The sequence below is a fragment of the Pelomicrobium sp. genome, assembly GCF_036803785.1.
Classification (GTDB): Bacteria; Pseudomonadota; Gammaproteobacteria; order Burkholderiales; family UBA6910; genus Pelomicrobium.
The window spans coordinates 1-7,641 of record NZ_DAIRTR010000138.1 but is presented as its reverse complement, the minus strand read 5'-3'; the positions used below and the strand labels follow the sequence as shown (position 1 = coordinate 7,641).

Here is a 7,641-nt window from a genome sequence, read left to right as displayed (position 1 = left end):
GGGTGGCGTGGGCCTGGCAGCCCTGCTGGGGGCGGTCGCCGCCGGCGCCTCCCGCATCGTGGCCGTGGACCTGGCCGAGGACAAGCTGGCCCTCGCCGCCCGGCTGGGGGCGACCGATACCTTCCATGCCGCAGTGCCCGAGTGCGTGGATCAGGTGCGCGCCGCCACGGGAGGTGGGGTGGAGTACGCCCTGGAGTTCGCGGGTTCGGTCAAGGCGATGGAGCTTGCCTACCGCATCACTCGGCGCGGCGGCACCACCGTCACGGCGGGCCTGCCGCCGCCCACCGCCGCCTTGCCCCTGCCCCTGGTCAACCTGGTGGCGGAGGAGCGCACCGTGAAGGGCAGCTACATCGGCACCTGCGTGCCGGCGCGGGACATCCCGCGCTACATGGCCCTGTACCGCCGCGGGCGCCTTCCCGTGGACCGGTTGGTGACGGGGCGGCTCGCGCTCGATGAGATCAACGAGGGCTTCGAGCGCCTGCGGGAGGGAAAAGCGGTGCGCCAGGTCGTCGTCTTTTGAGCCCGGGCGCCCGGGAGTCTACCGTCACGGCAGCGAACGCCAGGCGAACTGGCCGATGAGCAGCCCGGCGATCACCCACAGGGCAGCCCGCAGCCAGCGCCGGTAGGTCTCGGCGCTAATCCGGTTGCGCAGCGCAGCGCCGCCGAACAGGGCCGCCGCCCCCGCGGCGGCGAAGGGCACCGTAGACCACCACACGGCCGGCGCGACGCCGCCGGCCAGGGTCAGGGTCGCCCCCTGCGTGGATTTACCCGCGAAAAAACAAACATTGAGGACCTGCACCAGGACCGCCGGGGCGAGCCCCAGGGACAGGAAATAGATGAGAAGCACGGGCCCGGCCACGTTGGCGGTGCTCTCGAACATGCCGGCCACCAGGCCGAAGAGAGCGCGGGCGAGCCGCGGATGCCCCTCGATCCAGCGGCCGACCAGGCTGCGCAGCCGATCCAGGTTCAAGTAGGCGAGCACCAGCAGCCCGAGCGGCAGCCCGAAGGGGGCCGGGTCTGAGATGATGAGAAGCCGCGCGCCCAAATAGCTTCCCGCGATCATGTACAGGGGCAGCGACCAGAAGCTCACCACGGTCTGCGTTGGCCGCCCTCCCTTGGCGATGCTCAAGAGGATGACGGTGAAGGTGGGAAGCCAGGTGAAGACGATGGCCGTCTTCATGTCGGTAAAGAGGGCGATGAGGGGAGTCGCCACCAGAGGAAAGCCGAGCCCCAGGGCACCGTGCACCAGTCCCGCCAGGGCCATGATGGCTAGCGCCAGGGCGAAGTGGGCGGGAGACAGCGCCCCGGCTTCCATCATCGGGCGAGCATCCCGACTTTTCGTTTACCCTTCGGCATCTTCGTAAGCGCAAGTGGCCGCAAGGGCAGCGGCGGCCCGGCGCAGGGCGGGAAGATGGGCACGGGCCTGGGGGATGTTCATGCGCGCGGTGGGGGCGTGTACTGCCACGGTGGCGCAGATGCGCCCTTGGCGGTCCAAGACGGGCACCGCAATGGCAGAAAGCCCGGCCAGGAACTCCTCCTCGTCGGTGCCTACCATCTCTTCCCGGATCACCTTCAGGGCTTGCTCCAGCCGTTGCGGATTGGTAATGGTGTTGTCGGTGAAGCGTTTGAGGGGGGCGGCCTGTAGCAGCCGTTGCCGGCGCGGGGCGGGCATCAGGGCCAGAAACAGCTTGCCGCTCGCGGTGCAATGGAGCGGCACCCGGGAGCCGGGCTGCAGCACCATGCGCAGGGGCCAGTGGGCTTCCACCCGGTCCAGGTACACGATCTCGTTGCCGTCCAGGGTGGTGAAGTTGCACGTCTCCCCGATCTCGTCCACCAGGGCCTGCAGGATGGCGTGGCGCGCTCCCCGGGCGGAAGAGTTGCGCATGGCCGCCAGGGCGATGGCAGACAGGCGAGGTCCCGGGACATAGCGCTTGCCGTCGGGCTCCCGCTGCACCAGCAGCGCTTGCTCCAGCTGGGCGAGCACCCGGTGTACGGTGGATTTGGGTAGCCCGCTCTGCTCGATCAGGTCCGCCAGGGCGATGGGACGCTCGGCGCGGGCGACCCGCTCTAGGATCTCCACGGCGCGGGATAGGGTCGAGGCGCCCTCGCCGGGGGCATGGGCCGGTAGGCTCTGGAGGCTCGTCGCCATAAGATCGCTTCGCTTTGGGCCGCCGCACGCCCCTGTCGGATCAGCGGGCGCAACGGCGACGGCCCGCCTTCATTTTAGCTTCCCTCGCGCCCGCGATGCCGCGCCCCGCTCATTGGAATAGGTACTGGGGAAGCCAGGTGGCGAGCGCTGGGAACGCCAGCAGGATCCCCAGGCCGACCAATTGCAACCCCATGAATTGGAGCATGCCCAGGTAGATGTCCTTGAGCCCCCATTCGGGCACCACGCCCTTCAGGAAATAGGCCGAGAGCGCCACCGGTGGCGAGAGCCAGGCGGTCTGAAGGCACACCGCCACCAGGGTGGAGAACCAGACCAGATCGATGCCGAGCTGCTTCACGAGCGGCAGGAAGATCGGCACCACGATGAGCACGATGGGCACCCACTCCAGGGGCCAGCCGAGGATGAAGATGATGGCGAGGATCAGCAGCAGCATCACGATCGGTGTCATCTCCAACGTGAGCAGCGCCTCGGCGAGCCAAGTGGCGCTGCCGAGCCGGGAAAACACGGCGCCGAAGAAATTGGAAGCCGCCACCAGCAACAAGATCATGCAAGAAACTTCCAGGGTGGCGTAGACCGCTTTCTTGAGTCTTTCCCAGCTCATCTGCCGGTAGAGGAGGGTGAGCAGGAACACCGCGAACGCCCCCATGGCCCCCGCGTCCGTGGGAGTGGCGATACCCGCCAGGATCACTCCCAGCGTGGCCAAGATCACTATCACCACCGGCACCACTCCGACCGCGAGCTCCTTGAGCACGATGGCGAAATTCTCTGCGCGCTCTTCCATCGGCAGCGGCGGGCCCAGCCGCGGATTGAAAAAACTGCGGATCAGGGTGTAGGCGATATACAGTCCGGCGAGCATCAAGCCGGGAAACACGGCGGCAGCGAAAAGATACGTGGTGGGGACACCGACCACCGGTCCCATGACGATGAGCATTACGCTCGGCGGGATGAGGATGCCCAGGGTACCGCCGGCGGTGATCGCCCCGGCCGACATTCTCACGTCGTAGCCGCTCTTCATCATGGCCGGGGCGGCCATCACGCCGAGGAGCGTGACCGACGAGCCCACGATGCCGGTGGCGGCGGCGAAAATGGTGGCGGTCACCAGCACCGCCAGGTAGAGGGAGCCGCGCACGTCGGCCAGCAAATGCTCGATGCCGCGAAACAGCCGCTCCATCAGCCCCGACTGCTCCAGCAGGAATCCCATGAACAGGAAAAACGGCACCGCCGCCAGCGTGGGATCCCGCATCACGGAAAAGACCTGGAGCGTCATCAAGTACAAGACCACGTCGCCCAGGGCCCAGTAACCGAACGCCAGGGCGACAGCGATCAGGGTGAAGGCGATGGGAAAGCCGATGAAAATGGCGACAAACAAGGCGGCGAGCGCCAGAAAGCCGATGACCTCTGGGCTCATAGCCATTCTCCCTTGAGGGCGGCGTAGAGGCTTTTCAGCAATTCGGAAACCCCCTGGAGCAGGAGCAGCAGGGTGGCGAGGGGGATGGCCGCTTTGAAGGGGTAGACGATGGGCATCCAGGGGCTGGTGACGATGCGCTCGCCCCGCTCCCACGAAATCCAGAAGAAATCCCAGCTCACCGCCAGGAATGCGATCATGCCGGGAAAGAAGAACAGCACATAGCACATCGTGTCCACCCAGCCCTGGCGCCGCACCGGCCAGTTCATGTAGAACATGTCGGTACGGATGTGGCCCTTGCGCAGCAGGGTATAGGCCGAACCCAGCATGAAAAAGCTCCCGTACAGCATGTACGTCATGTCGTAGGCCCACACGGTGGGAGCGTTGAATGCGTAGCGGGCGATGACCTCGTAGACGAGGCTTCCCACCATCGGAAAAATAAGCCAGGCCACGATCTTCCCGGACCAGAGACTGACGCCGTCCAGGAAAGCGATCGCGCGCCGCAGGGCAGGCGGAGGGCTGGCCATGACCGGTGCCTCGATTGGGGTTACGGTGCCACCAGAAGGGGCACGGACCGTGCCGTGCCCCCTTGCCGGAGTTTTAAACGAGCGGTCCGCTTACGGCTTGACGACGCCGGTTTCCAGCGCCGCGTTGCCCAAGCCGGAATACAGATCCAGGATCTTGGTCCAGTAGGGAACCACGACCTGGGCGAACTTCCGCTGGGAGTCCAGCACTTCCTTAAAGAAGGGGTCCTTGGCCGCGTAGCGGTCCAGCACCGTGTTGGTGGCCTTCACGAACGCCGCGTAGATGTCTTTGGGCGTGTCGTGCACCTGAACCCCGTGCTTTTCCCGCAGGGTCTTGATGGCCAAGGCGTTGCGATACACGTTGTAGGTGTAGGTCTCGGTCATGGAAGCCATGGCCGCGCCGCGGATGATTTCCTGGATGTCCTTGGGCAGCCTGTCCCAGAACTTCTTGTTGATCAGGAGCTCGCCCACGTCGGTGGACTGGTGCAGACCCTGGAGATAGTAATGCTTCCACACCGTGTGCAGACCCAGGTTCATGTCATCCGCCGGGCCGATCCACTCGGCAGCGTCGATGACCCCCCGCTGGGCGGCGGGCACGATTTCCCCCCCCGGCATGGCCACTGCCGAGACGCCCATTTCCTTGAAGATCTCCCCGGCGATTCCGGGCGGCGAGCGGTACTTGAGCTTCTTGAAGTCTTCCAGGTTCTTGATCGGCGCCTTGAACCAGCCGAGGGGATCCGGCCCCATGGGCTGCACGAGGAGGGGCTCCACGTTGACCTTGAGGACTTCGGCGTAGAATTTCTTGTAGAGGTCGTAACCGCCCCCTTCGAACAGCCAGGCCACGTGGGAGAGCTGGTCCAGCCCCACGCCCGAGCCGGCCATCGGGTTGGAGAAGAGCCCCGCCGCCGGGTGCTTGCCAGACCAGTAGTGGGTCCAGGCGTAACCCGCCTCCACGATGCCCTTGTCCACCGCGTCGAGAATCTCGAGGGCCGGCACCACCGCCCCGTCGGGCAGGACTTCGGTCTTTATCCGCCCTCCGGACATCTTTTCCACGCGGTCGCCAAACTTCTTCAGCAGCTCGAAGTAGATGCTGGACGTGGGCACCGCCGTCTGGATGCGCATCTTGTACTGCTGGGCGTTCGCCGCCGAGCTGCCGAGCGCAAGGAATGCCGCGGCTGCGGTTGCCACCCATTTCCATAGGAAACTGCGGCTCATTTGCTCCTCCTTCCACGTTGGACCGGCTTGGAGATAGCCGGCGATTCGGATTGTCGCGTCCCTCCAGCCTTTTCCCTTGCGGCCGCCGGAAGGTCGCGCCTTGCGGCTTGTCGCTTCCCCTTCGTCCCTCTGGGTGGGCAGGGAAGGAAAGCGCTTTCATCGTAGACGAAGTTTCAACGGGGCGCAAGAGAAAATTCAACGAAATCGGGACTAAAAGTTCCATTATCGTTGACTATTTCCCATTTTGATGAAATACTGCCGAAGAAATCGGGATCTTCTGTTCCAGTTAAACGCGGCCTGCCCGGGCAGCCCCGCAGTCTATTAGCGCACGGCGGCAGCCCGGCGAAAGGCGAACCTCGCTGGCCGCCCGGCCCAGGCCAGACCTCTATGACTCAGCCCACTTTTGACTACATCATCGTCGGCGCAGGCTCTGCCGGCTGCGTGCTCGCCAACCGCTTGACGGCGAACGGGCGTCATCGCGTGCTGCTGCTGGAATCGGGTCCGAAGGACAACTACCTTTGGATCCACATCCCCATCGGCTACGGCAAGACCATGTTCAACCCCGCCTACAACTGGGGTTTCTACACCGATCCCGATCCCCACATGCACAACCGCCGCATTTACTGGCCGCGCGGGCGCTGCCTGGGAGGGTCCAGCTCGATCAACGGGCTGATCTACGTTCGCGGCCAACCCGAGGACTACGACCGGTGGGCGAGCCTCGGCAATCGGGGCTGGGGCTGGAAGGATGTGCTGCCCTATTTCATCCGCTCCGAGCACAACACCCGGGGGGCGAGCGAATACCACGGCGACCGAGGCCCCCAGTGGTGCTCGGACATCCGGGAACGCCACGAGCTGATGGAGGCCATCATCCGGGGCGCCCAAGAGCTGGGAGTTCCCCGCAACGACGACTTCAACGGTCCTACCCAGGAGGGGGTGGGTTACTATCAGCTTTTCACCCGCAATGGCTGGCGCTGCAGCGCCGCCGTGGGCTACTTGCATCCGGCGCGCAAGCGGGCCAACTTGCGCGTCGAGACCGACGCCCATGTCACCCGCATCCTGTTCGAGGGCACGCGGGCGGTGGGCGTGCGGTATCGCCAGGGCGGCGAGCTGCGGGAAGCTCGGGCGGCGCGGGAAGTTCTGCTTTGCGCCGGCGCACTCCAAAGCCCCCAGCTCCTGCAGCTCTCCGGGGTCGGGCCGGCGGGCCTGCTGCGCTCCTTCGGCATTCCGGTGGTCAAGGATCTGCCCGGGGTGGGCGAGAACCTGCAGGACCATTTGCAGTTGCGCCTGATCTACAAGGTGACGAAACCCATCACCACCAATGACGAGCTGCGCACCCTGTGGGGCAGGATCAGGATCGGGCTCAAGTGGCTCGTATTCCGCACGGGGCCGCTTGCCATCGGCATCAACCAGGGCGGGCTTTTCACCCGGGTGCTGCCGGAGTCCAAGACGCCTGATATCCAGTTCCACTTTGCCACCCTTTCCGCCGACATGGCCGGGGGTGAACCCCATCCCTGGTCGGGCTGCACTTTTTCCGTCTGCCAGCTGCGGCCCGAGTCACGGGGTTATGTGCGCATTCGCTCCACGGACCCGATGGAGCCGCCCTCCATGCAGCCCAACTGCCTTTCGGCGGAGGCGGACCAGCGCTGTGCCGTGGCGGCGGTGAAATTCGCGCGCCGGCTGGCGCGCACCGCGGCGCTCAAGCCCTATATCGCCGAGGAATACCGGCCTGGGCCCGCCGCCGTTTCGGACGAGGACTTGCTGGAATTCGCCCGGGAATACGGGGCCACGATTTTCCATCCCTCCGGCACCTGTAAGATGGGCTCGGATCCCATGGCAGTGGTGGACGAGCGGTTGCGGGTGCGGGGCCTCGCGGGCTTACGGGTGGTGGATTGCTCCATCATGCCTACCCTGGTATCCGGTAATACCCATGCGCCCGTGGTCATGATCGCGGAAAAGGCCTCCGACATGATCCTGGAGGACGCCGCCGCGCGATAGGGCCTTTGCCGCAAACTTGCATGTCGGCGAAAGAGAAAAGAATCCCACCCTCGTCCGCGAACGACCCTGCCCGATTCGTAGCTTGGCGTCGGACAAAGTCGGCGAGAGCGGCGCCGAGCGGTGTCGTTCTGCATGGAGGTCGTGAGGACGGTCATGGATCGCCGGGCAGTGGGGGCTAAGCGGGCAGAGGATGTAAGCGCTTGCATTTCGTCGCTCATTGTGAAACAATCCCTATTCAATTTGATCATCGCGGCTTCCGCCGCCGTTTATTCACCGAAAGGACGTGGATCATGGCAACCCATCCCAAGATGAAGGAAGAGGCCCGTGGCAGTGAG

Annotated in this window: 7 protein-coding genes; 2 read left to right on the top strand and 5 right to left on the bottom strand. The window is 65.1% G+C overall.

Annotation, left to right across the window (positions count from 1 at the left end):
- Positions 1-520 (top strand): zinc-binding dehydrogenase (locus V7Q81_RS13310; protein ID WP_333844108.1); only part of this gene is annotated, 520 nt, incomplete at its 5' end.
- 24 nt (positions 521-544) lie between these two features.
- Here V7Q81_RS13310 and V7Q81_RS13305 read toward each other — a convergent pair.
- The 5 genes from V7Q81_RS13305 to V7Q81_RS13285 form a co-directional block, all read right to left on the bottom strand.
- Positions 545-1,318: a TSUP family transporter gene (locus V7Q81_RS13305; RefSeq protein ID WP_333844106.1), complete on the bottom strand. Its 774-nt coding sequence runs from the start codon at positions 1,316-1,318 to the stop codon at positions 545-547.
- Between the two features lie 24 nt (positions 1,319-1,342).
- A complete protein-coding gene (locus tag V7Q81_RS13300) occupies positions 1,343-2,149 on the bottom strand; it encodes an IclR family transcriptional regulator (RefSeq protein WP_333844104.1) in 807 nt (268 codons plus the stop codon).
- Positions 2,150-2,258: 109 nt separating this feature from the next.
- The gene (locus V7Q81_RS13295) at positions 2,259-3,575 is read right to left on the bottom strand and encodes a TRAP transporter large permease (protein WP_333844102.1); all 1,317 of its coding nucleotides are present in this window, start codon (positions 3,573-3,575) and stop codon (positions 2,259-2,261) included.
- Positions 3,572-4,099, bottom strand: a complete 528-nt coding sequence (locus tag V7Q81_RS13290) for a TRAP transporter small permease subunit (RefSeq protein ID WP_333844100.1) — start codon at positions 4,097-4,099, stop codon at positions 3,572-3,574. Before V7Q81_RS13290 ends, V7Q81_RS13295 begins: the two co-directional genes overlap by 4 nt.
- 90 nt (positions 4,100-4,189) lie before the next feature.
- Entirely contained in the window at positions 4,190-5,311 is a 1,122-nt protein-coding gene (locus V7Q81_RS13285) for a TRAP transporter substrate-binding protein (RefSeq protein WP_333844097.1), read from the bottom strand.
- 387 nt (positions 5,312-5,698) lie between these two features.
- On the opposite strand from V7Q81_RS13285, the gene V7Q81_RS13280 reads away from it, so the two are divergent.
- Positions 5,699-7,306, top strand: a complete 1,608-nt coding sequence (locus V7Q81_RS13280; protein WP_333844094.1) for a GMC family oxidoreductase — start codon at positions 5,699-5,701, stop codon at positions 7,304-7,306.
- Positions 7,307-7,641 lie beyond the last annotated feature (335 nt).